The following is a 23,162-nucleotide window of genomic DNA, read 5'->3' as shown; positions in this document are numbered from 1 at the left end:
GATCGCTCAAGGCCGCCCCACGAGGGGGCGGCCGGAGACCATGCTTTCGTCCCGTGATCGGCACCTGTCAAGCGACTTCGAGGAAAACGGTGTTGAGCCGGTGGGGGCGTACTCAGCCCGTGAAGAGCTGCTTCATCTTGAGTGCCAGTTCGTACAGCCCGTAGGCGAAGGGCAGTCCGACCCACAGCCAGACGAAGGCGAGCAGGGCGCGGCGGCGGGCGGTCACAGGGCGGCTCCTTCTTCCCGGTCCGCCCGGCCGGACGGCGGCGCCGGTTCGTGGTGGCGCGGATGCACCGGCCGGATCAGCTCGTTGGCGACGAAGCCGGTCACGAGCAGACCGATCATGATGAAGAACGACGTGGTGTAGAGGTCGGGTCCGTCGCGCCCGGCGGCGTGCTGGGAGTCCGCGATGGCGTTGACGATCAGCGGGCCGAGGACGCCCGCCGTGGACCAGGCGGTGAGCAGCCGGCCGTGGATGGCGCCGACCTGGTACGTGCCGAAGAGGTCCTTCAGGTACGCCGGGGCCGTGGCGAAGCCGCCGCCGTAGAAGGACAGGATGACCGCGGCGCAGGCCACGAAGAGCGGCTTGGACGCGTCACCGGTCAGCGCCAGGACGAGGTAGAGTAGCGCGCCCACGCCGAGGTAGAGGCGGTAGACGTTCTTCCGGCCGACCAGGTCGGAGGTGGTGGACCAGGCGAACCGGCCGAGCATGTTGGCGAGCGAGAGCATGCCGACGAACCCGGCCGCCGCGGCCGCGCTCACCGGTGTCGAGGTGCCCGCGAAGAAGTCCGCGATCATGGGTGCGGCCTTCTCCAGGATGCCGATGCCTGCCGTGACGTTCATGCAGAGGATGACCCACAGGCACCAGAACTGCGGGGTGCGCAGCGCGTTGCGGGCGGAGACCTGCGCGGTGGTGACCAGGGCACGCGGCGCGGCCCCGGTGGGCGCGGCGCCCGGGGGCCGCCAGCCGTCCGGGGGTACGCGGATCAGCAGTACGCCCAGCGACATGAAGACCGCGTACACCAGGCCCATGACGAGGAAGGTCCGGGCGATGCCGGCGGAGTCGGTGCCCAGGGCGTCCAGCAGCCCGCTGGACCAGGGGGAGGCGATCAGCGCGCCGCCGCCGAAGCCCATGATGGCGATGCCGGTGGCCATGCCGGGGCGGTCCGGGAACCACTTGATCAGTGTGGAGACGGGGGAGATGTAGCCGATGCCCAGGCCGATGCCGCCGATGAAGCCGTAGCCGAGGACGACCAGCCAGTACTGGCGGGTGGCGGCGCCGAGGGCGGCGACGAGGAAGCCGGAGCAGAAGCAGAGGGTGGAGACGAGCATGGCCCAGCGCGGCCCGCGCCGTTCGACGAGGGTGCCGCCGAAGGCGGCCGACAGGCCGAGCATCACGATGGCGAGCTGGAAGGGGAGCGCGGAGGCGGTGCCGGAGAGCCCGAGCGAGGTCTCCAGGGGCGGTTTGAACACGCTCCAGGCGTAGGCCTGGCCGATGGCGAGGTGGATGGCGAGCGCGGCCGGCGGTACGAGCCAGCGGCTCCAGCCCGGCGGGGCGACGGTGGCGGAACGGGCGAGCGCGAGCATGCCGTGAACGTAGTGCTGCCGGGTGAGCCAAGGGAAGATCTTCGTCAAAGACTCAACTACATTCGCCGCCGGCATGACGGGAAGTCGTCACCTGCGGGTCCCCCGTTCCCGGTGCGGCCGTGCCGGATCGGCCCTTCGGGTCCCCCGTCCCGAAAGCCGGCCGCCGGTGTTTCCCGCGTGGTGATGCGTGGTGGTGCGTGGTGACGCGTGCGGGTGTGCGGCCCTGTCCGCGGCGGATGCGCCGCTCAGGCCGCAGCGAACGCCCGCTCGGTACGTGCCCGGCGGGCCGCGGAGAGCGTCGCCGCCGTGAGTACCGCGGCCGGAGTGACCACGCCGCACTCCTGGCAGACCGGTCCGGTCACCGGGTGTTCGGCGTCGGTGTGCCAGACGAAGCGGTGGCCGCCGCACACCGGGCAGTCCTCGCGCGGCCTGCCCGACTCCATGGCCGCGATCACCCGGCTCAGCACGTCCGCCAGCCGCGCTGTGGGGTGCCGGTCCGGTGATTCGCACGGCACGATGTCGCACCCTCCCCAGGTGCGCAGGTGCCATTCGTGCAGGGCACCCGGCTGCCGGATGCCGTCGTGCTTCTCGCGCCGCCTGCGTGCGGCGAAATCGGCTTCGTAAGCGAGCCAGAGGTTACGTGCTTCCTCCAGTTCCGCCAGGGCGGCCATGAGCCGGCCCGGGTCGGGGTTGCGGTCCTGCGTCCCGATGCCTGCGCGGGTGCACAGGTGGTGCCATGTCGCCCGGTGCCCGTAGGGGGCGAACCGTTCGAGGCACTTACGCAGCGCCGTCCGCCGCTGGGGCGTGACGAGACGCGGGTTGCGGACCTGTTCGGCGAGAGCTCTGAAACCGGCCAATTCATCCCACCTCCGTGGGGAGGACCCGACTGGACATGGAATGGACGTAGCGGACCGCCGTCCGGATCCATCGAACTGATGTGTGCATTCGGGTTGTTGGTCATGTGCCGTACGGGGCAGGTGTGTTGAGAGAAAGTTGACTGTTGTTCATCTTCCGTCGCGCTTTTACCGCCGGTAACCTCCAGCGCACCCGCCTCCCAAGGAGCAGGCATGCGACGACGTACCGGAAGGCGCACCGCTGTCACCGTGGCAGCCGTGTTCGCCCTGGGTGCCAGCGCCCTGGCCCCCCTCCCCGCCGCGGCGGCCGCCGCGGACCCCGCCCCCGCCGACCACTGCCAGGGGCAGTGCGCCGACATCCTGCCGCCCGGCGAGAACGGCAACGCCACCCTCGCCGAGATCCTCGGCAACAAGCTCTTCGGCACCCGCCCCGCGCACGCCTCCGACCAGCTCGGCCCCTACGACGCGCTGAACGGCGGCCACCGGTCGCTCACCGACGACACCCTGAAGGACTTCTTCAACGACGCCTCCTTCGGCGTCCCCGAGGACCAGGTCGGCAAGGTCACCCGGCCGCGCGACGACGTCACGATCACCCGCGACAAGAAGACGGGTGTGCCGCACATCAAGGGCACCACCCGCTACGGCACCGAATACGGCGCCGGGTACGCCGCCGCCCAGGACCGGCTGTGGCTGATGGACCTCTTCCGGCACATCGGCCGCGGCGAGCTGACCTCCTTCGCCGGCGGCGCGCTCGCCAACCAGGGCCTGGAGCAGGAGTTCTGGCCGAAGGCCCCGTACACCGAACAGGACCTGAAGGACCAGGTCGAGGCCATCCGGAAGAACAACGGCGCGCGCGGCGAGCAGGCCATGGCGGACGCGCAGGCGTACGTCGACGGCATCAACGCCTACCGCGAGAAGTCCAAGAAGGGCCGCTACTTCCCCGGCGAGTACGTGCTGACCGGGCACGTCGACGCGGTCACCAATGCCGGGGAGATCAAGCCCTTCCAGCTCACCGACCTGATCGCCCTCGCGTCCGTCGTCGGCGGGCTGTTCGGCAACGGGGGCGGCGGCGAGGTGCCGCAGGCCCTCGCGCTGCTGCAGGCGCAGCAGAAGTACGGCGTCGAGAAGGGCACCGCGGTCTGGGAGTCCTTCCGTGAGCGCAACGACCCCGAGGCCGCGCTGACGCTCCACGACGGCCAGTCCTTCCCGTACGCGGTCAAGCCGGAGAACGCCAAGGGCACCGCGTTGCCCGACCGCGGCTCGGTCACGCCCGAACCCCTGGTGTACGACCGCAAGGGCGCGGCCACCGCCAAGAGCGACCCGCCGCAGGCCGACGTGCAGACCCCGAAGAAGCTCGAGCCCCTCGAAGGCGTCTTCCAGGACGGCGTGCTCCCCAAGGGCAGCTTCGACGCCACCCGGCACCGCGGCATGTCCAACGCCCTGCTGGTCTCCGGCAAGCACACCGCCAGTGGGAACCCGGTCGCCGTCTTCGGGCCGCAGACCGGCTACTTCGCCCCGCAGCTGCTCATGCTCCAGGAGATCCAGGGCCCGGGCATCAGCGCCCGCGGTGCCTCCTTCGCGGGCGTCGGCATGTACGTCCAGCTCGGCCGCGGCCAGGACTACGCCTGGAGCGCCACCTCCGCGAGCCAGGACATCACCGACACCTACGCCGTCGAGCTGTGCAACGCGGACGGCTCCGCACCCACCAAGGACTCCACCGGCTACCGCAAGGACGGCCGCTGCGTCCCGATGGAGAAGCTGGAGCGCACCAACTCCTGGAAGCCGACCGTCGCCGACCCCACGGCCGCCGGCTCGTACCGTATGCAGGTCCACCGCACCGACTACGGCATCGTGACGCACCGCGCGACCGTCGACGGCAAGCCCGTCGCCTACACCGCGCAGCGCTCCACCTACCGCCACGAGGCCGACTCCATCATCGGCTTCCAGATGTTCAACGACCCCTCGTACGTCAAGGACGCGAAGTCCTTCCAGAAGGCCGCACAGCACATCGGGTACGCCTTCAACTGGTTCTACGCCGACTCCCAGGACATCGCGTACTACAACAGCGGCCTGAACCCCGTCCGCAACCCGGACGTCGACCCGTCCCTCCCGGTCCGCGCCGAGAAGGCGTACGAGTGGCAGGACTGGGACCCCGAGGCCAACACCTCCGCGTACACCCCGCCCGAGGAGCACCCGCAGTCGGTCGGCCAGGACTACTACATCTCCTGGAACAACAAGCAGGCCAGGGACTACGACTCGGCCGGTTTCGGCAACGGGTCCGTGCACCGCGGCAACCTGCTCGACGACCGGGTGAAGGAGCTGGTCGCGGACGGCGGTGTCACCCGTGCCTCGCTGACCCGCGCGATGAGCGAGGCCGCCGTCACCGACCTGCGCGGCGAGGACGTCCTGCCGGAGCTGCTGAAGGTGCTGCGCTCGGCGCCGGTCGACGACCCCGAGGTCAGGACCGCCGTCCAGCAGCTGGACGCCTGGCGCAAGGACGGCGCGCAGCGCCGCGAGACCACCCCGGGGTCGAAGACGTACGCCCACTCCGACGCCGTACGGATCATGGACGCCTGGTGGCCCCTGATGATCGAGAAGGTGTTCGAGCCCGGCCTGGGTGACGGGCTCTACGACGCGCTGAAGGCCAACCTCACCGTCGACGAGTCACCCTCGGCCGGACACGGACCGACCGGCAGCCACGCCGGCTCCGCCTTCCAGTACGGCTGGTGGTCCTACGCCGACAAGGACCTGCGGGCCGTGCTCGGTGAGAAGGTGCGCGGCGGGCTCGCCGAGCAGTACTGCGGCAAGGGCGACCCGGGCGCCTGCCACGACACCCTCGTCAGCACGCTGCGCGAGGCGGCCGCGAAGACCGCCGAACAGGTCTACCCGGGCGACGACTCCTGCAAGGCCGGCGACCAGTGGTGCTCCGACGCGATCATCCAGCGCGCCGTCGGCGGTCTCACGCACGACCCCGTCAGCTGGCAGAACCGGCCCACCTACCAGCAGGTGGTGGAGTTCCCGAGCCACCGCTAGGGGGCCAGGGAGAGCGGCGCGGTGCGCGGGGCTGTGGGGGCTCCGCGCACCGCGCCCGCGCGTGCCGGTCAGCCCCGGCCGATCCGGCCGGCCTCCAGGATCACCCGGGCCAGCTCCGGGTGGCAGATGTCGCTGTGCGCGCCGGCCGGCGGCTCGCCCCGCCGGACCACGGCGGCGGCGTCCACGCTCACGCAGCCCGTCTCCGGCACCGCCTCGCCCAGCCGGATCCGCCGCGCCCCGTCCACGGCCTGGATGCCGTGGAACCCGATCGCGCCCCAGCGGTCGAACAGCCCGAGGAAGCTCGCCGAATCCCCGGCCAGCTTCGACGCCAGCGGGTAGAACGTGCCCAGCGCGTCGTCGTGTGCGGAGTGGCAGGACACCAGCGGGCCGTCGATCCGTTTCTGCACGCCGTGCAGCGCCCCGGAGCGGTTCCGGTCGTGCGGCAGCCGCGCGGCGAACGCGTACTGCGAGAAGGCCCCTTGCAGCAGCGTCACCGACGTCACGTTCCGCACGCCCGCCGGCAGCCCGCGCACCCCGTACGAGACCAGCCGGGCGCCGAAGGAGTGGCCGGCCAGATGCACCCGCAGCGCGGGAGCCTCGCCCGCCAGCCGGCCGAGCACCGGCCCCAGCCCCAGCTGTCCCACCGTGCCGGAGCGCCGCTTCATGGCGTAGTAGCCGCCCTGCCGGAGCAGCTCGCCCGCACCGTTCCACAGCCGGGTCAGCCCGCCGCCCAGCAGCGGCTGCCGCTCGGCCTCCACGTTCTCGCCCGGCCGCACCTCGGCGCCCGCCGACCGCAGTGCCGCCGTGAACACCTCGCAGACCTCCAGCGCGTCGTCGGTCAGCATGCCCGGCAGCGGCAGCCCGTCCCCGTGGTCCTCGGCGAACCGCAGGTCGGGGCTGTCCTCCGGTACCGAGATCAGCTCCCGTACGAGCCGCGCGAACTCGTCGAACGCCGAGCGGGCGTCGGGCCGCTCCGTCAGCAGCTGCGCGAGCCGCTCCAGTACCAGGTCCCGCCCCGGGAAGACCTCCGCCAGCTGCCGGCGCAAGGAGTCCGGCAGCAGCGGCCGGTCCGCGGCCGCCGCCGCGTGCGCGGCGGGCCGGGCCTGCGGCGAGGGTTCGAAGTCCGGGATCGGCTCGTCGGGGAAGCGCACGGCGGGCCAGATCACGCCCACGTACCCCACCCGGGCCCGCCCGTCCACCAGCAGTTCCGGGAAGGGGGCGAAGAACCGGGTGTAGAGCCTCGTGGCCTTCGGCCTGTCGTTGTTCCACCCGTGCGCGAACACCACGAGATCGGTCAGCCGCTCCCGCACCACACCCGCCAGCAGCGCGTCCCGCTGCGGTCGCGCCACGTCCCCGTCGGCATCAAACGTCAGTTCCCAGTACGGCTCTACCCCGGCATCCGCCATGACGACCCCTTTCGCTGCCGCTCCTGCAGCGCATCGTCCTGCGTGTCGGCCGTCACCGCCATAGGCCGGACGGCGGCCCCGGGGTCAGGCCAGTTCGCGCTCCCGGGTCTCCGGCAGCACCAGGACGCACAGCAGGGAGACCACGGCCATCGCGGAGACGTACCAGCCGACGGACGACGAACCGAGCGCGGACTGCAGGCGGGTGGCGACCAGCGGGGAGACCGCGCCGCCGAGCACCCCGCCGAGGTTGTACGCGAGCGAGGCGCCTGAGTAGCGCACCTTGGTGGAGAACAGCTCGGGGAGGTACGCGCCCATCGGCCCGTAGACCACGCCCATGCAGAACAGCGCACCGCCCAGGGCGACCGCCATCAGCACCGGCGACTCGGTGTCCAGCAGCGGGAAGAGGACCAGGCCCCAGACCACGGCGAGGCCGCAGCCCGCCAGGACCAGCCTGCGGCGGCCGGCGCCGTCGGAGCGGGTGGCGGCGAGCCAGGTGCCGAGCGCGAGGAAGAGACAGGCCACCAGGGACAGGCCCAGCATGGTGTTGCGGGAGACGCCGAGCGTGCCGGTGGCGTAGGAGAGGCAGTACGTGGTGGCCGTGTAGAACAGCCCGTACGCGACGATCATGCCGCCCGCGCCGAGCAGCAGCTCCCGCCAGTGTCCGCGTACCACGTCCAGCGTGGGGACCTTGCTGGCCTCCTGCGCGTCCATCACCTTCGCGAAGACCGGCGTCTCACTGATCTTCAGCCGGACGAACAGCCCCACGCCGACCAGCAGGAACGACAGCAGGAACGGAATCCGCCAGCCCCAGGACCGGAAGGCCGCGTCGTCCAGCGAGGCCGACAGCAGCCAGAAGATGCCGGTCGCGGCGAAAAACCCGACCGACGGGCCCAGTTGCGGGAAGGCGGCGTACAGGCCGCGGCGCTTCTTCGGGGCGTGCTCGACCGCGAGGAGCGCCGCGCCGCCCCACTCGCCGCCCAGCCCGATGCCCTGCAGGAAGCGCAGCAGGATCAGCAGCAGCGGCGCCCAGATGCCCAGCGTGGCGTAGCCGGGCAGCAGCCCGACGAACGCCGTGGACAGGCCCATCAGCAGCAGCGAGACGACCAGGACGGACTTGCGGCCCACCCGGTCGCCGAAGTGCCCGAAGACGACCGAGCCGAGCGGCCGCGCCGCGAACGCCACCGCGTAGGTGGAGAAGGAGGCCAGGGTGGCGTTGACCGGGTCCAGGGTCGGGAAGAACGCCTGGTTCAGGACGAGCGCGGCCGCGGTCCCGTAGATGTAGAAGTCGTAGAACTCGATGGCCGTCCCGATGAACGAGGCCACGGCCACCCGCCGCAGACTCTCCGGGCTGCCGCCGCGCCCGTCGGCGCCGGCCGTGGACTCTTCCGCTGTCGCTTCGCTCTGCACGAGCCGCATGCTCACGGCCGCTGTACTAGGCAGTCAATAGGTGGGACGTATGGTCTCGCGTACTGAGACGACTGCCTTCCGGTGCGGCCGCCCGGCGCCGCGCCTCAGCGGTACCGCAGGTAACGCGCCCGCAACGCACGGAACGTCGCGAGCTCCGCCTGCCAGGCACCGGTGACCTCGTCCGTACCGGTACCCGCGTCGATCATCGTGCGGACCTTGTCGGACCCGGCGAGCCGGTCGATCCCGTGGTCCGGGCGCCACGCGAAGCCCTGCCACACCTTCTTCGCCGTCACCAGCAGCGCGATGCCGGTCCGTACCGGGTCGAACGCCTCCCGGTCCTGCACGTGCAGCTGCACCCCGCCGATCGTCTTCCCCTGGAACTTGGAGAACGTCGGCGCGAAGTACGCCTCGCGGAAGCGGACACCGGGCAGCCGCTCGGCATCGGCCGCCTCGGCCCACTTCCGGTCGATGCCCTCGGCGCCGAGGAGCTCGAAGGGGCGGGTGGTGCCGCGGCCCTCGGAGAGGTTGGTGCCCTCGAAGAGGCAGGTACCGGAGTACACCAGCGCGGTGTCCGGAGTGGGCATGTTGGGGCTCGGCGGCACCCACGGCAGCCCGGTCGCGTCGAAGAAGTCCGCGCGCCGCCAGCCCTTCATCAGCACGGTGTCCAGCCGCACCGCCGTGCCGGCGGCCGCGGGCACGAACCGGTCGTTGAACAGCAGCGCCAGCTCCGCCACCGTCATGCCGTGCGCCTGCGCGACCGGCTCCCGGCCGACGAACGAGGCGAACTTCTTGTCCAGCACCGGGCCGGTGGCGGACCGGCCCGTCACCGGGTTCGGCCGGTCCAGCACCACGAAGCGCTTGCCCGCCACGGCCGCCGCCACCATGCAGTCGTACAGCGTCCAGATGTACGTGTAGAAGCGCGCGCCGACGTCCTGGATGTCGAAGACGACCGTGTCGACCCCGGACTCGGCGAAGATGTCCGCCAGCGCCTGCCCGCTCTTCCGGTACGTGTCGTACACCGGCAGTCCGGTCGCCGGGTCGGTGGACTTCCCCTCCGAACCGCCCGCCTGCGCCGTGCCGCGGAAGCCGTGCTCGGGCCCGAACACGGCGGTCAGCCGCACCCGCTCGTCCCCGTGCATCACGTCCACGATGTGCGCCACGTCCGAGGTGACACCGGTCGGGTTGGTGACCACGCCGACCTTCTGCCCCGACAGCAGCGCGTAGCCGTCGGCGGCGAGCCGGTCGAAACCGGTCCGCACCCGGCCGCGCGGGTGGCGCTGCGCCGCCGTGGGGGAGTGGGCGGCGGCCGGTACGGCGCCCGCGGCCGAGGCGGCCCCCACCGCGCCGGTGACGGCCAGCAGGCTTCTTCTGGACAGGGACATGCGCACACCTCCGGAATCGGAACTCGCGTGCCCCGCACGCTAATGCGCCGGGACGCGCGCCGCCGGGGGATTGCCCCGTACGGCTCCCTCCCGGGGGCTTCCGCAGTGACATACCGACTGGTTAGTCTGCCTGCTGACCAAGGTGCCGGCCGAGGCGAGGGAGACACGAGTGGCAGCCGTGCGGGACAAGGCCGTGGTGGTGACCGGGGCGGGCGGTGGCATCGGTGCCGCGCTCGCGGCCCGCTTCATCGCCGAGGGGGCCCGGGTCGTCATCAACGACCTGGACAAGGAGAAGGCCGAGCGCACCGCCGCCGCCCTGGGCGCGACCGCCGTCCCCGGCGACGCCTCGGCGATCGTCCCCGCAGCGCGCGAAGCCCTCGGCGGCCGCATCGACATCTTCTGCGCCAACGCGGGCGTGGGCACCGGCGGCGGCCCCGAGGCGCCCGACGAGGACTGGCAGCTGGCCTGGGACGTCAACGTCATGGCCCACGTACGGGCGGCCCGCGCGCTGATACCCGAGTGGCTGGAGCGCGGCAGCGGCCGGTTCGTCGCCACCGTCTCGGCCGCCGGCCTGCTCACCATGATCGGCTCCGCGCCGTACAGCGTCTCCAAGCACGCCGCGTACGCCTTCGCCGAATGGCTCTCGGCCACCTACCGGCACCGCGGCATCGACGTGCACGCCATCTGCCCGCAGGGCGTACGCACCGACATGCTCGCGGGCACCGGCTCCGCCGGAGACCTCGTCCTCACACCCGGGGCCATCGAGCCCGCGGCCGTCGCCGACGCGCTCTTCGAGGCCATGGCCGAGAACCGCTTCCTGGTCCTGCCGCACCCGGAGGTCGCCGGCTACTACGCGGCCCGCGCCGCCGACCCCGGCCGCTGGCTGGGCGGCATGAACCACCTCCAGCGCAAGCTCGAAGCCGCCGAGGACGCCGGCGCCTGAGCGCACCGACCAGCCATCCGACCCCCGGGACGAGAAGAGAGAAGGGCCGTTACGCCGATGACGTCGTACCAGGACATGCCGTGGCTGTCGCAGCTGAACGAGGCCCAGCGCGCCCCCGTGCATCCGCACCCCTCCACGCTGCACGCCTTCCAGGACGCGGTACGCCGGGTCCCCGACCGGACCGCACTGGCGTACTTCGACGGCCGCCTCTCCTACGCCGAGACCGACGCGCTCTCCGACGGCGTCGCCGCGTACCTGTGCGACCACGGCTTCCGGCCCGGGGACCGGGCCGCGATCATGCTGCAGAACACCCCGCACTTCGTCCTCGCGCTGCTCGGCGTCTGGAAGGCGGGCGGCGTCGTCGTCCCGGTCAACCCCATGTACAAGTCCGGCGAGATGACCCACGTGCTCACCGACGCCGAGGTCACCGCCGTGATCTGCGCCGACCACACCTGGGACGGCTTCCTGCGCGACACCGCAGCGGCCGCCCCCTCCGTGACGATCGCGCTGACCGCCTGCGAACGGGACCTGCAGACCAGGGACGACGCCCGCGTCCTGCGCGGCGAACGCCTCGGCCCGCGCGAGGGCGCCGACGACCTGCTCGCCGCCGCCCGCGAGCACAGCGGCCGCGGCCCCGCCGCCGGCGTGCCCGAGCTCACCGCCGACGACATCGCCCTGATCAGCTACACCTCGGGCACCAGCGGCACGCCCAAGGGCGCCACCAACACCCACGGCAACATCTCCTACAACGCCGAACGCCAGCGCACCGGCCTCGGACTCCCCGACGGCGCCACGTACTTCGCCCTCGCGCCGCTCTTCCACATCACCGGCATGGTCTGCGAGCTGGCCTCCTGCGTCACCGGCGGCGGCACCCTGGCACTGGCCTACCGCTTCGAGGCCGGCGTCGTCCTGGACGCCTTCCTGGAGCACCGCCCGGCCTTCACCGTCGGCCCCTCCACCGCCTTCATGGCCCTGATGGCCCACCCGGACGCCTCCCGCGACCACTTCTCGTCCTTCGCCACCCTCTCCTCCGGCGGCGCGCCGCTGCCGCCCGCGCTGGTCGAGAAGTTCCGTACGGCGTTCGGCCCGTACATCCGCAACGGCTACGGCCTCACCGAGTGCACCGCGCCCTGCGCCAGCGTGCCGCCGCACCTGGAGGCGCCGGTCGATGCGGCCTCCGGCACCCTCGCGGTCGGCGTCCCCGGCCCCGACACGGTCGTCCGGATCATCGACGACGAGGGCCGGGACGTGCCCTTCGGCGAACAGGGCGAGATAGCGGTCCGCGGCCCCCAGGTCGTCCCCGGCTACTGGCGCCGCCCCGACGCCACCGCCGAGGCGATTCCGGACGGCGAGCTGCGCACCGGCGACATCGGCTTCATGGACACCGACGGCTGGCTGTACGTCGTCGACCGCAAGAAGGACATGATCAACGCGTCCGGCTTCAAGGTCTGGCCGCGCGAGGTCGAGGACGTGCTCTACAGCCACCCCGCCGTACGCGAGGCCGCCGTCGTCGGCGTGCCGGACGCCTACCGCGGCGAGAGCGTCAAGGCCTACGTCAGCTTCCGCCCCGGCCAGTCCCCGGACCCCGCCGAGCTGGCCGCCTACTGCAAGGAACGGCTGGCCGCGTACAAATATCCCCGGGAGGTCGAGGTCCTGCCGGAACTGCCGAAGACCACGAGTGGGAAGATCCTCCGACGGGAGCTGCGCGACCGCGGCTAGCCTCCACAGCACGTGAACAGTACGGAGAAGGACAGGTGAGGGCGATGGCCGGCACGACGGACGGGAGCACGAAGCCCGTGGCACAGCGGCTGCTGGCCACCGCCACCCGGCTCTTCGCCGAGCAGGGGTACGACCGGACCTCGGTCCAGGAGATCGTCGAGGCGGCCGGCGTCACCAAGGGCGCGCTGTACCACTACTTCGGCTCCAAGGACGATCTGCTGCACGAGGTCTACGGCCGGGTGCTCCGCCTCCAGCAGGAGCGCCTGGACCACTTCGCGGACGCCGACGCGCCGGTCGAGCAGCGGCTGCGGGACGCCGCGGCGGACGTCGTCGTCACCACCATCGAGAACCTCGACGACACGAAGATCTTCTTCCGCTCCATGCACCAGCTCTCGCCGGAGAAGGACAAGCAGGTACGCGCGGAGCGGCGCCGCTACCACGAGCGTTTCCGCGCGCTGATCGAAGAGGGCCAGCAGGCGGGCGTCTTCACCGCCGACGTCCCCGCCGACCTGGTGGTCGACTACCACTTCGGCTCGGTCCACCACCTCGGCACCTGGTACCGCGAGGGCGGCCCCCTCACCCCCCAGCAGGTGGCCGACCACCTGGCGGACCTGCTGCTGCGGGCACTGCGGCCGTAAGACAACGCGAAGCGCCCCCACGTCCGCCGTGGGGGCGCTTCCGTTGGGGTTACAGGTACTTCTTCAGCTCCCGGCGGGCCAGGGAGCGCTGGTGGACCTCGTCGGGGCCGTCCGCGAGGCGGAGGGTGCGGGCGCCGGACCACAGTTCGGCGAGCGGGAAGTCCTGGCTGACACCGCCCGCGCCGTGCAGCTGGACGGCCTGGTCGATGATGTCCACGACCGTGCGCGGCGTCGCGATCTTGATGGACTGGATCTCGGTGTGCGCGCCCTTGTTGCCGACCGTGTCCATCAGCCACGCCGTCTTCAGGACGAGGAGGCGGAGCTGTTCGACGGCGACCCGCGCGTCCGCGATCCAGTTGTGCACGACGCCCTGCTGGGCGAGCGGCTTCCCGAAGGCGGTACGGGACACCGCGCGCTTGCACATCAGCTCGATGGCCCGCTCCGCCATGCCGATCAGCCGCATGCAGTGGTGGATCCGGCCGGGGCCGAGCCGCGCCTGGGCGATGCCGAAGCCGCCGCCCTCCTCGCCGATGAGGTTCGCGGCGGGGACGCGGACGTTCTCGAAGAGCACCTCGGCGTGGCCGCCGTGGGAGTGGTCCTCGTACCCGTAGACCTGCATCGCGCGCTTGACCGTCAGGCCCGGCGTGTCGCGCGGGACGAGGACCATCGACTGCTGGCGGCGGATGTCCTCGCCGTCCGGGTCGGTCTTGCCCATCACGATGAAGATCTGGCACAGCGGGTTCATCGCGCCGGAGATGTACCACTTGCGGCCGTTGATGACGTAGTCATCGCCGTCCCGCTCGATGCGCGTCTCGATGTTGGTGGCGTCGGACGAGGCCACCTCCGGCTCGGTCATCGCGAACGCGGACCGGATCTCGCCCGCCAGCAGCGGCTCCAGCCACTGCTTCTTCTGCGCCTCGTTGCCGAACTGCGCGAGTACTTCCATGTTGCCGGTGTCCGGCGCGGCACAGTTCAGCGCGGTCGACGCGAGCTGCGGGGAGCGGCCGGTGATCTCGGCGAGGGGTGCGTACTGGAGGTTGGTGAGCCCGGCGCCGTATTCCGCGTCGGGGAGGAACAGATTCCACAGCCCCCGCTTGCGGGCCTCCGCCTTCAGCTCCTCCACGATCGCCGGGGTGTCCCACGGCGAGGCGAGCGCGGCCCGCTGCTCGCGCGCGACCTGCTCGGCCGGGTAGACGTGCTCATCCATGAAAGCGAGCAGCTTCTCGCGCAGCTCCTGCGTGCGGGCGTCGAATGCGAAGTCCATGAGCGTGCTCAGCCTTCCTTCACGGGGGACAGGGTGGAAAGAGTGCGGCGGCCGTTCTCGATGAAGCGCGGCACGACCTCGCCGATCCGGTCGAAGCCGGCGCCGACGGTCTGCCCGAGCGTGTAGCGGTAGTGGATGCCTTCGAGGATCACCGCGAGCTTGAAGTACGCGAACGCCGTGTACCAGGCGACCTGCGAGACATCGCGCCCGGACCCGGCCGCGTACCGCTCGATCAGTTCGCCCGGCTCGGGGTGGCCCGGGGCGCTGCGCGTCGTGGTGACGGGCGAGTCGGGGGACTCCTCCTGCTCGCTGTACATGGCCAGCAGGCCCAGGTCGGTGAGCGGGTCGCCGAGCGTGGACATCTCCCAGTCCAGTACCGCGGCGATCCGGTCGTCCGCGCCGACCAGGACGTTGTCCAGGCGGTAGTCGCCGTGCACGATCGCGGGCGCGGGGGAGTCGGGCAGCTTCCTGCCCAGTGCCTCGTGGAGTTCGTCGATGCCGGGCAGGTCGCGGTTCCTGGAGGCGGCGAGCTGCTTGCCCCAGCGGCGCAGCTGCCGCTCCAGGAAGCCGTCGGGCCGTCCGAAGTCGCCCAGGCCCACCGACTCCGGGTCGACGGCGTGCAGGTCGACGAGGGTGTCGACGAGGCGGAGGACGATGTCACGGGTGCGCTCGGGGCCGAGCGGCCGCAGCTGTTCGGCGGTGCGGTACGGAGTGCCGTCCACGAGCTCCATCACGTAGAACGGCGCCCCGATGACCTCCTCGTCCTGGCAGAGCGCCAGCGTCTCCGGCACCGGTACCCGGGTATCGTGCAGCGCGCTGATGACACGGTGCTCGCGGGCCATGTCGTGCGCGGTGGCCAGGACATGGCCGAGCGGCGGGCGGCGGACGACCCAGCGGCCGGTGCCGTCGGTGACGCGGTACGTGAGGTTGGACCGGCCGCCCTGGACCAGCTCGGCGGTCAGCGGGCCCGCGACCAGACCGGGGCGCTCCCGGTCCAGGTGGGCGCGGAGCCGCTCCAGATCGAGGCCGGGCGGATTGTCCTTGCTCATCGTGCGCCTCCGTGTCCGGGGTGGAGTGTGACCGTCCACGATCATGCCGACTAGTCGGTATGGAGTCCAGAGGGCGGAGCGAACCCGTTGGGGGCGGGGGTGTTCCGCGTGTCACACGCCGGGGCCCGCGCGGGGCGGCGGAGGGGGTCAGGGGGATTCCGAGGTCTGCGCACCGCTGCTTGCGCCGAGCGTCCGCCTACAGCGTGATCGCCGCACCGAGGCCCACCAGGAGCAGCGTGCAGGCGGTCGCCAGGAGGGCCGTGCGAGTGCGCATGGTCTGTGGGGGGCCAGCCGTCACGGGGGCGGCCAGGGCGCGCATGCGGAGGTGCGCGGCGGTGAGGAAGGCCAGCCCGCCGAGGACGAGCAGCGCGACGAGGACGACCTCCGTCGCGGTGGGCTCGCCGGTGAGCAGCACCTGCCGCCAGGCCAGTACCACCGCCACCGCACAGGACAGCGTCGTACGCCGCCATGCCATCCGGGTCCGCTCGGGCTGGAGGCCCGGGTCCCGGACTGCGGCCTCCCGCTCCTCCGTACCGCCCATCGTCAGCGCGTCCAGCCCAGCAGCACGACCGCCGCGATGGCCACCGCCAGCAGCCCGACGCCCGCACCCAGCAGCGCCGGGAAGCGGGAGGCGGGCAGGTCCTCGCCGCGCCGCATGGCCCGCTCGCAGCGCACCCAGTGGTTGACCGAGCGCACGGCGCACAGCGCGCCGCCCGCGAGCAGCGCCACCGTGAAGACCGTCCGCACCGTCTGGTGCAGCGACGGCAGGAACTGGTCGACCGCGAAACCGCCGCCGATCAGCGCGAACGCCGTACGCAGCCAGGCCAGGAACGTGCGCTCGTTGGCGAGCGAGAAGCGGTAGTCGGGGGTGGTCCCCTCGCCGCGGAGCCGGCCGGGCGCGAACCACAGGCGCAGGTCGGCGGCGAGCGCCCGCACGCGCTCCGTGAAGATCATGACGCGTACCCTATCCGGCTGCCGGCCGCCCGGCGGCCTCCCAGTCGCGCAGCCGCCGGAAGGCCTCCAGGCCGTCCGGCACCCACTCCCACTCCGGCAGCCGGGCCGTCAGCTCCTCCTCGGTGAGGAACGCGTGCCAGGCGACCTCTTCGGGCTGCGGGTCGACGGGCAGTGTGCAGCGCACCTCGTAGACCGCCGACCACCAGCTGTGCTCCGGCGTCCCGTAGAGGAACGTGAACAGCGGGACGGGGCGGGGGAGTCCGCGCACGCCGAGCTCCTCCTCCGCCTCGCGCAGCGCCGCGTCGTCGTAGGACTCGCCCGCGCCGACCACCCCGCCGACGAACATGTCGTAGTGGGAGGGGAAGACCAGCTTCCGTGCGGTGCGGCGGTGCACGAAGATCCGGTCCTGCGCGTCCCGGACCAGGATGAAGGTGCAGCGGTGCCGCAGCCGGCGCGCGTACACCTCACCGCGCGGGGCCTGCCCCACGACCTGGTCGTTCTCGTCGACGACATCGAGGATCTCGTCGGCATCGAGGATCTCGTCGGCGTCGGGCGGCTGCTGCGGGCCCGGCCCTTCCGGCTGCTGATCGGTCATGGGGCCATGCAATCAGACGGCCCGCCGGGCCGGCCCGTGGGCGGCACCGGCGGGCCGTCACTGCCCCCTCACATACTTCACCGTCGGCCCGGTGGTCCAGCCGCCGTCCACCGCCAGCTCGGCGCCGGTCACGTACGACGCCGCGTCGGAGAGCAGGTGGACCACCGCGCTCGCGATCTCGTGCGGCTCGCCGACCCGGCCCATGGGGATGTTGGGGTAGTTGCCCTCGCCCTTCTGGATGCCGACGCCGGCCGTCATCGGGGTGTAGGTCATGCCGGGGTGCACGGAGTTGACGCGGATGCGGTCCGTGCCCAGCTCCACGGCGGCGACCTTCGAGAGGCCGCGTACGCCCCACTTGGACGCGCCGTAGCCGCCGGTCATGGCCAGGCCCATCAGGCCGGCCGCCGAGGAGATGTTGACGACGGAGCCCGCGCCGCGCTCCCGCATCAGCGGAATGACGGTCTTCATGCCGATGAAGACGCCGGTGAGATTGACGTCGATCACCTTGCGGAAGAACTCGACCGGGATGGTCTCCAGCGGCTGGCCGGTGGCTATGCCCGCGTTGTTGACCAGCCCGTCGAGGCCGCCGAACTCCGCGACGGCGAAGTCGGCCACCCGCTGCCAGTCCGCCTCGGACGTCACGTCGTGGGGCAGGAAACGGGCCCGGTCGCCCAGTGCCGCCGCGGTCGCCTGCCCGTCCTCCGTCAGGACGTCGGTGAGGACGACGTGCGCGCCCGCTTCGACGGCCTGCTTCGCCGCTTCGGCGCCCAGCCCGCGCGCGCCGCCCGTGATGAGGACGGTCCTGCCGGACAGATCGGTCATCGTGCACTCCTGTGTCGGGAAGCGGGACGCTCCTGTTCCGGGGCGTCCGGGGTGTCCGGGGCGTCCGGGGCGTCCGGGGCGGGGGCGCGCAGCAGCGCCACCGTGGTCGTGACGAGGTCGGTGAGGAAGACGGACTCCGTGGTGAGCGGGCGTGCGCCGTCGAGGTACTGCCGCGCCCGGTCGGACAGCGCCGCGCCGACCAGCGTCAGCGCCAGGTCCGTACGCTCCAGCCGGATCGCCTCGGGCAGTCCGGCGGCGGCCAGGGACGCCTCGATCCGCTCGATCAGCTGCCAGTACGCGGTGCCGGCCAGGGTGGGGTGCGGCGTCCGGGTGCGGATGCCGCTCTCGTGGCTGAGCTGCGCGGAGATCCGCAGGCAGCGCAGTCCCCGTACGTCGCCGAGCTGGGTGGCCTCCGCCGTGACCAGCGCCCGGACCAGGTCGTCCAGCGCCGGGTCCGGCAGGCCGGCGAGGAGGGGCGTGAGCGCCGCCTCCGTGCGTGCCAGCCGGCCGGCCATCACCGCGTCCAGCAGGCCCGCGCGGGAACCGAAGTGGTACTGGACAGCGGAGGGGTTGCCCTGTCCGGCCAGCCGCACGATGTCGCGGGTCCGGGCGCCGTCGACGCCCTGCGCCGCGAAGATCTCCTCCGCGGCGCGGATCAGCTTCTCCCGGGTCTCGGTCCCGGTCGTTCTCGCCATGGGGCCATGTTGATACTCGCCATTATTAAAAGCGCGGGACTGTCACGGAGAGCGGGGCGTGGGAGAGGGGAGTGGCGGGCAGGGCGGAAGGCGGTCGCGGGCGTGGGTGCGCCGCGGTCTTCGGGAACCTGGCGAACAAGCCGTGCTGGTGGGGACGTTGACGGGGTCCGGTGTCCCCGGAAGGGGGTTGACGGAGACTCCTGAGGCCGCTTTGCTGTCTGTGATCACCTCGTGTCGATCCGTTCATCGAACCTGCACACGCACGCCCCCGCGGGGGCTCCGGAGGGAAAGAGCGCCGTGGAGAGACCAGTGGAGAGACCCCTGGGATGACTCCACCGCCCCCACCCCCACCTCTGGGGCGCGCCCGCCGCAAGGACCCCGCCGTGGTCCACCCCGCGCTCGACGACACCGCGCTGGCAGCGGCCCTCGACGCTCTCGCCCAGGGCCGCTGGATCGTCGCCCGCTCCCTCCTCCTCAGGACCGGGACGGACTGGGACCTCCGCGGCCACCGCCTGATGGCGCTCGGTGCCGCCCGGTCCGGCACCGTCTGGGCCCGCGAGTGGCAGCTCGCCGAGCCCGACAGCCCCGACGCCGCCGCCTTCGCCGCGACCGCCGCCGTCCACCGCGTACTGCGCGGCAAGGAGACCGCCGAGAACGCCCGCACGAGCTGCCTGACCGCCGCCCGTGCGGCCCCCGCCGACCCCACCCCCTGGCTCGCCATGCTGCTGCTGGCCCGCGCCACCGGCACCCCCGACGAACGCGAGCACGCCTTCGACCAGGTACGCGCCCGGCACCCCGGCCACCACCACGCCCACCACCTCATGGCCGCCTGCCTCGCCGAACACCAGCAAGGCGACTCCGACGACCCGCTGCACCAGGTCTACGACTTCGCCGCCTGGGCCGCCGAACAGGCCCCGGCGGACTCCCCGCTGGCCGTCCTGCCCGTCGTCGCGCACGCCGAGCGCTACCGCGTCCTGGCCGCCGCTGGGCTGGAGCCCGCCGACCCCGTGGCGTCGGGCCACTGGGTCACCCGCCGCGCCCGCCAGGCCATGAAGGCCGCCTTCGACTGGTGGCTGGAGTGGGAGGGGGACGCCGACCACCCGCGCGGCAAGGTCGACCTGAACTTCCTCGCGCACGCCAAGTACTGCGAAGGGCGCCTGGCCGAGGCGGCGGCCCTCTTCCACCGCATCGGCCCGTACGTCACCGCCGAGCCGTGGGGCTACCCCGCCCGTGACCCGGTGCGTGCCTTCAGGGCCGCCCGCGACATCGCCCTGCGCGTCACCTGATCCCGCCCGCCCCGCCTCCGGAAGGACCGCTCCGCCATGCCCACCGGCAGTACGCACGAGATCAGTACCTTCAAGGGACAGGAACGCGCCCTGCGCGCCGACCGCATCGGCACCCCCGGGCTGCTGCTGTCCGTCCTGGCCGCCAGCGCCCCGCTGATGGTCGTGGCCGGCGTCATGGCGACCACGTACCAGGTCATGGGCATCGTCGGGCAGCCGCTGCTGTTCGTCATTCTCGGCGTGGTGATGGCGCTGTTCAGCGTCGGTTACGCGGAGATGAGCCGGCACGTGCACAACGCCGGTGCCTTCTACGCGTACATCGCCAGGGGGCTGGGCGGCACCGCGGGCGCCGGCGCCTCCTTCGTGGCGCTCGCCGCCTACTGCGCCCTCCAGGTCGGCATCTACGGCATCTTCGGCTTCGAGTTCGCCGCCCTGCTCGGCACGTTCTTCGGCGTCACCGTCGTGTGGTGGGTCCCCGCCGTGCTGGCCGTCCTGCTCACCGGCGCCCTCGGCGCCCTGAAGATCGACCTCAACGCCAAGGTGCTCGGTGTCCTGCTGCTCGTCGAGGTCGCGCTCATCGTCGTCTTCGACCTCGCGTTCGCCGCGCAGCCCGGCCCGCAGGGGCTGTCCCTGCACGCCTTCGACCCCACGACGCTCGGCGGCGCGGGCCTCGGCACGGCCCTGTGCTTCGCCGTCGCCGGCTTCCTCGGCTTCGAACAGGCCCCGGTGTACGCGGAGGAGACCAGCCGGCCGGGGACCGTCGTGGCCCGGGTGATGTTCCTCGCCGTCGGCTTCTCCGCGGTCTTCTTCGCCCTCAGCTCCTGGCTCATCGGCGTCGCCACCGGGCCCGACCACGTCGTGGCCACCGCCGGCAAGGAAGGCCCCGGACTGATCTTCGCGCTCGCCGAGCCCCGGCTGGGCGGCCTTTTCACCGACGTCCTGCACGTCTTCTTCGTGACCGGCATCTTCGCCTCGATGCTCAGCTTCCACAACGTCGTCGCCCGGTACGCCTTCGCCATGGGGCGCGAGGGCCTGCTGCCCGCGCCCCTGGGCCGCACCTCGAAGACCAGCGGCGCCCCCGCCCTCGGCTCGCTCCTCCAGACCGTCGTCTCGCTGATCGTCGTCGTCGCGTTCGCCGTCACCGACAGTGCGCCCACGGGCGACCCCACCACCCCCGTACTGCGGCTCTTCACCTGGGGCGGCAACCTCGGCGCCCTCGGGGTCATCGCGCTGATGGCCACCGCGTGCGCCGCCGTCATCGCCTTCTTCGTACGCCGCGGCGCCGGCCGCGCCCAGGCCGGGCGGCTCGTCGCCGCCACCCTCGCCGGGCTGGCCCTGCTGGTCGTCCTGGTCTACGCGGTCAAGGACTTCGGGGTCCTGGTCGGCGCCGGCGCCGGCTCCCCGCTCAACTGGCTGCTGCCCGCCGTCATCGGGCTCGCCGCGGTCGCGGGGCTCGTGCACGGGCGCGTGCTGCGCGCCGTCCGCCCCGCCGTGCACGCCAGGATCGGCCTGGGCAACCAGGCGTTCCAGCTGGAGAAGGCGGCCGCGGCGCCGCGCCCCGCCACCGCCGTACGGGAGGAGAACTGACCATGGCCACAGCAGCAGCTCCCGCCGAGGCCCGGCACCCCCTCGACCCGCTGACCGCGCACGAGATCACCACGGCGCGCGAGGTGCTGCTCGCGTCCGGCCGGGCGAGCGAGACGACCCGCTTCCCCCTCGTGCTCCTCGACGAGCCGGACCGGCACGCCGTCACCGCACACCGCCCCGGCGACCCCGTCGTACGCCGGCTCCGCGTCACCCTCCTGGAGCCCGCCACCGGAGCGGCGGCCGAAGCCCTGGTGGACATCACGGCCCGCGCCCTCGTGGCGTACCGCCCGCTCGACCCGGTGGCCGACGGCCAGCCGCCGCTGCTCTTCGAGGAGTTCGACCGCTGCGACGAGATCGTCAAAGCGGACGCGGGCTGGCGCAAGGCCATGGCCGAACGCGGCATCACCGACCTGGACCTCGTCATCGCCGCCCCGCTCGCCGCAGGGAACTTCGGCACACCGGAGGAGACCGGCCGGCGCATGCTGCGCTCGCTGACCTTCCTGCGCTGCTCGGAGTCGGACAACCCGTTCGCGCACCCGGTCGGCGGCCTCGTCGCCGACGTGGACCTCACCGAAGGCCGTGTCCTCCGCCTCGTCGACACCGGAGCCGTCCCCGTACCCGCCGAATGCGGCCGCTACGAAGCGCAGTTCAACGGCCCGGCCCGCACCGACCTGAGACCCCTGGAGATCACCCAGCCCGACGGCCCCTCCTTCACCCTGGAGGACCACGTCCTGCGCTGGCAGAACTGGCGCCTGCGGCTGGACTTCAACGCCCGTGAGGGCCTGGTCCTGCACGAGATCGCCCACCGGGACGGGGACCGGTACCGGCCCGTCCTGCACCGCGCCTCGCTCGCCGAGATGGCCGTCCCGTACGCCGAGCCGGACCCGGCACGCAACTGGGTGTGCTACCTCGACGTCGGCGAGTACACCCTCGGCCGCAACGCCAACGCGCTCCGGCTGGGCTGCGACTGCCTCGGCGAGATCCGGTACGTCGACGCCGTCGTGGCCGACGACACCGGCCGCCCCGAAGTGCTGCCCAACGCCGTCTGCCTGCACGAGGAGGACCACGGCCTCCTCTGGAAGCACACCAACATGTTCGACGGCTTCACCGCCGACAGCCGCCGCTCCCGCCGCATGGTCCTCTCGTACATCGCGACCCTCGGCAACTACGACTACGGCTTCTACTGGTACCTCTACCAGGACGGCACGATCGAGTTCGAGGTGAAGTCCACCGGCCTCGTGCAGACCTCCGCCACCGGGCCCGGCACCGACTCGCCGTACGCCACCGAGGTCGCGCCCGGCCTCCAGGCCCCGTACCACCAGCACCTCTTCTGCGCCCGGCTGGACCCGGCCGTCGACGGCCACGCCAACACCGTCGAGGAGGTCGACGTCGTGCCGCTGCCCATGGGGCCGGACAACCCCCACGGCAACGCCTTCACGGTCCGCGCCACGCCGGTCACCGACTCCGGCGAGGGCGGGCGGCTCGCCGACCCGGCCGCCGGCCGCCGCTGGCGGATCACCAATCCCGGTTCCCGTAACCGCATGGGCCGGCCCGTCGCGTACACCCTCCAGCCCCAGCCCGGCCCCACCCTGCTCGCGCAGCCGGGCTCCGCGGTCGCGGCACGCGTCGCGTACGCCACGAAACACCTGTGGGTCACCGCGGGGCGGCCCGGACGGCGCTACCCGGACGGCGACTACCCCAACCAGCACCCCGGCGGCGCGGGCGTCACCGCCTGGAGCGCGCCGGGCGAATCCCTCTCGGACACCGCCCTCACCCTCTGGCACACCTTCGGCCCGACCCACCTGCCGCGCCTGGAGGACTGGCCGGTCATGCCCGTCGACCGCTGCGGCTTCACGCTGAGACCGACCGGCTTCTTCGACCGCAACCCGGCACTGGACCTGCCCGAGGAGGGCGGGGGAGCGGGACACTGCCACGCCTGAGGCG

The 23,162-nt window shown here is 72.4% G+C and carries 20 protein-coding genes; 7 read left to right on the top strand and 13 right to left on the bottom strand.

Translation table 11 applies throughout. The annotated features are described in order from the left end of the window. Positions 1-112 precede the first annotated feature (112 nt). From AAC944_RS36490 to AAC944_RS08840, 3 genes are all read right to left on the bottom strand, one after another. Entirely contained in the window at positions 113-226 is a 114-nt protein-coding gene (locus AAC944_RS36490) for an MFS transporter small subunit (protein WP_438272786.1), read from the bottom strand. Then, entirely contained in the window at positions 223-1,587 is a 1,365-nt protein-coding gene (locus AAC944_RS08845) for an L-lactate MFS transporter (RefSeq protein WP_030622877.1), read from the bottom strand. The genes AAC944_RS36490 and AAC944_RS08845 overlap by 4 nt, the downstream gene beginning before the upstream one ends. Positions 1,588-1,832: 245 nt before the next feature. Then, positions 1,833-2,444 carry a hypothetical protein gene (locus AAC944_RS08840; protein WP_030622875.1) on the bottom strand — a complete coding sequence of 204 codons (612 nt, stop codon included), beginning with the start codon at positions 2,442-2,444 and terminating at the stop codon, positions 1,833-1,835. Positions 2,445-2,654: 210 nt separating this feature from the next. Between AAC944_RS08840 and AAC944_RS08835 the strand changes: the two genes are divergently transcribed. Beyond that, complete coding sequence (locus AAC944_RS08835; protein ID WP_030622873.1) at positions 2,655-5,474, top strand: penicillin acylase family protein; 2,820 nt, start codon at positions 2,655-2,657, stop codon at positions 5,472-5,474. A 68-nt stretch (positions 5,475-5,542) separates the two neighbouring features. Here the strand turns inward: AAC944_RS08835 and AAC944_RS08830 are convergent, their stop codons facing one another. From AAC944_RS08830 to AAC944_RS08820, 3 genes are all read right to left on the bottom strand, one after another. Continuing rightward, positions 5,543-6,880, bottom strand: a complete 1,338-nt coding sequence (locus AAC944_RS08830; RefSeq protein ID WP_030622869.1) for a hypothetical protein — start codon at positions 6,878-6,880, stop codon at positions 5,543-5,545. Positions 6,881-6,964: 84 nt separating this feature from the next. Next, positions 6,965-8,296 carry an MFS transporter gene (locus AAC944_RS08825; RefSeq protein ID WP_030622866.1) on the bottom strand — a complete coding sequence of 444 codons (1,332 nt, stop codon included), beginning with the start codon at positions 8,294-8,296 and terminating at the stop codon, positions 6,965-6,967. Between the two features lie 95 nt (positions 8,297-8,391). Next, positions 8,392-9,669, bottom strand: a complete 1,278-nt coding sequence (locus tag AAC944_RS08820) for an exo-beta-N-acetylmuramidase NamZ family protein (protein WP_030622864.1) — start codon at positions 9,667-9,669, stop codon at positions 8,392-8,394. Positions 9,670-9,838: 169 nt separating this feature from the next. On the opposite strand from AAC944_RS08820, the gene AAC944_RS08815 reads away from it, so the two are divergent. From AAC944_RS08815 to AAC944_RS08805, 3 genes are read left to right on the top strand one after another with little or no spacing between them, the layout of a single operon-like run. Next, positions 9,839-10,612 carry an SDR family oxidoreductase gene (locus AAC944_RS08815; protein WP_030622862.1) on the top strand — a complete coding sequence of 258 codons (774 nt, stop codon included), beginning with the start codon at positions 9,839-9,841 and terminating at the stop codon, positions 10,610-10,612. A 57-nt stretch (positions 10,613-10,669) separates the two neighbouring features. Beyond that, positions 10,670-12,331: an AMP-binding protein gene (locus tag AAC944_RS08810; RefSeq protein ID WP_030622861.1), complete on the top strand. Its 1,662-nt coding sequence runs from the start codon at positions 10,670-10,672 to the stop codon at positions 12,329-12,331. Between the two features lie 44 nt (positions 12,332-12,375). Continuing rightward, complete coding sequence (locus tag AAC944_RS08805) at positions 12,376-12,969, top strand: TetR/AcrR family transcriptional regulator (RefSeq protein WP_030622857.1); 594 nt, start codon at positions 12,376-12,378, stop codon at positions 12,967-12,969. Between the two features lie 49 nt (positions 12,970-13,018). Here the strand turns inward: AAC944_RS08805 and AAC944_RS08800 are convergent, their stop codons facing one another. The 7 genes from AAC944_RS08800 to AAC944_RS08770 form a co-directional block, all read right to left on the bottom strand. Beyond that, on the bottom strand, positions 13,019-14,233 hold the full coding sequence (locus AAC944_RS08800) for an acyl-CoA dehydrogenase family protein (RefSeq protein ID WP_030622855.1): 1,215 nt from the start codon (positions 14,231-14,233) through the stop codon (positions 13,019-13,021). Between the two features lie 8 nt (positions 14,234-14,241). After that, the gene (locus tag AAC944_RS08795; RefSeq protein ID WP_030622854.1) at positions 14,242-15,282 is read right to left on the bottom strand and encodes a phosphotransferase family protein; all 1,041 of its coding nucleotides are present in this window, start codon (positions 15,280-15,282) and stop codon (positions 14,242-14,244) included. 196 nt (positions 15,283-15,478) lie between these two features. Next, positions 15,479-15,823 (bottom strand): DUF202 domain-containing protein, encoded by a 345-nt coding sequence (locus AAC944_RS08790; protein ID WP_030622853.1) that lies wholly within the window; start codon positions 15,821-15,823, stop codon positions 15,479-15,481. A gap of 2 nt (positions 15,824-15,825) precedes the next feature. Beyond that, a complete protein-coding gene (locus AAC944_RS08785) occupies positions 15,826-16,236 on the bottom strand; it encodes a YidH family protein (protein ID WP_051872328.1) in 411 nt (136 codons plus the stop codon). Between the two features lie 10 nt (positions 16,237-16,246). Then, complete coding sequence (locus AAC944_RS08780) at positions 16,247-16,831, bottom strand: NUDIX hydrolase (protein ID WP_078888924.1); 585 nt, start codon at positions 16,829-16,831, stop codon at positions 16,247-16,249. A gap of 57 nt (positions 16,832-16,888) precedes the next feature. Beyond that, positions 16,889-17,653: a glucose 1-dehydrogenase gene (locus AAC944_RS08775; protein WP_030622847.1), complete on the bottom strand. Its 765-nt coding sequence runs from the start codon at positions 17,651-17,653 to the stop codon at positions 16,889-16,891. Beyond that, the gene (locus AAC944_RS08770; RefSeq protein ID WP_051872327.1) at positions 17,650-18,348 is read right to left on the bottom strand and encodes a TetR/AcrR family transcriptional regulator; all 699 of its coding nucleotides are present in this window, start codon (positions 18,346-18,348) and stop codon (positions 17,650-17,652) included. The genes AAC944_RS08775 and AAC944_RS08770 overlap by 4 nt, the downstream gene beginning before the upstream one ends. 326 nt (positions 18,349-18,674) lie before the next feature. On the opposite strand from AAC944_RS08770, the gene AAC944_RS08765 reads away from it, so the two are divergent. Genes AAC944_RS08765 through AAC944_RS08755 form a run of 3 tightly spaced genes read left to right on the top strand, consistent with a single transcriptional unit; the run spans position 18,675 to position 23,158 of the window. Then, positions 18,675-19,634 carry a hypothetical protein gene (locus AAC944_RS08765; protein ID WP_030622845.1) on the top strand — a complete coding sequence of 320 codons (960 nt, stop codon included), beginning with the start codon at positions 18,675-18,677 and terminating at the stop codon, positions 19,632-19,634. 36 nt (positions 19,635-19,670) lie between these two features. Continuing rightward, positions 19,671-21,218 carry an APC family permease gene (locus AAC944_RS08760; protein WP_030622844.1) on the top strand — a complete coding sequence of 516 codons (1,548 nt, stop codon included), beginning with the start codon at positions 19,671-19,673 and terminating at the stop codon, positions 21,216-21,218. Between the two features lie 2 nt (positions 21,219-21,220). Further along, entirely contained in the window at positions 21,221-23,158 is a 1,938-nt protein-coding gene (locus AAC944_RS08755) for a primary-amine oxidase (RefSeq protein ID WP_030622843.1), read from the top strand. Positions 23,159-23,162: the final 4 nt, after the last annotated feature.

Origin of the sequence: Streptomyces sclerotialus (assembly GCF_040907265.1) — a bacterium.
Classification (GTDB): Bacteria; Actinomycetota; Actinomycetes; order Streptomycetales; family Streptomycetaceae; genus Streptomyces; species Streptomyces sclerotialus.
Note: the sequence above shows the minus strand (reverse complement) of the source record. Positions and strands in the feature narration are given on the sequence as shown.